This window comes from Teichococcus vastitatis, from assembly GCF_003604215.1.
In the GTDB taxonomy this organism is placed as follows: domain Bacteria; phylum Pseudomonadota; class Alphaproteobacteria; order Acetobacterales; family Acetobacteraceae; genus Pseudoroseomonas; species Pseudoroseomonas vastitatis.
In genome coordinates, this window is the sequence record NZ_QXGS01000204.1 from 1 (window position 1) to 735 (window position 735).

Here is a 735-nt window from a genome sequence, read left to right on the forward strand (position 1 = left end):
TTACATTGACGAAAGTCTTGAGCTTAATGGACTGATAAAAAATACTTCTCGAGGCTTTTGTCATTTGTCATCGGTGGCTTTAGTAGGTCCACAGGATTCAGGAGGAGGTGCATCGGGAAAGGAGACGAGATGACAGATGACAGAAGTTAGAATTCACTCATTACATCAGTATCTTATCCTAAAAAACTTCTGTCATGGAGGTTTGTGGCAGAAGCTTGCCATAAGTCAAAAATGCCCAGGAGGCACGGGAGCGCACGGAAGGCGCAAACCGGGTTCTCCCGATAGATCCGCGCGCGAGCTGACCCGTCTCTAGGCATGGAGATCGTGGATTTCCGCCTCCTGCCGAACAAGGCCAAACAAGAAGGTCCTTAGATCCGCGGTACGGGCTTGTTCCGTGCGGTTCTGGATCAGGAAGACACCGTTCGAGCCAAGCGGTGACTGCAACTCCTCCGTGTCCTGCATGGAAGAATGGAAGAAGACTTCCCTGCAGCAGCGCTCCTGAGTAGAATCTCACGGTAGAACTGCAGGATCGAGCAAGTGGCCAAAGGCGAAGTCGCTCACAACGGTCCGGCGTCCCGCAGCCGCCTCGTCCGCCCGCCCGCCGACGAACCCAACAACCCGCTCCGCGACGTCGGCGGCAGCCGCTGCCCCAGCAGCAACGAGGTGCTGTTCTGCGAGACCCATGCGGCGGTGTGGTCGCCGCCGGGCGAGACGGAGGAGGAGCGGCTGAAAAAA

1 protein-coding gene is annotated in these 735 nt (G+C 56.5%); it reads left to right on the forward strand.

What is annotated here, in order from left to right; translation table 11 throughout:
* Positions 1-537: 537 nt before the first annotated feature.
* The coding region (locus tag D2K64_RS23930; RefSeq protein ID WP_157986126.1) for a hypothetical protein at positions 538-735 on the forward strand (198 nt) is incomplete at its 3' end.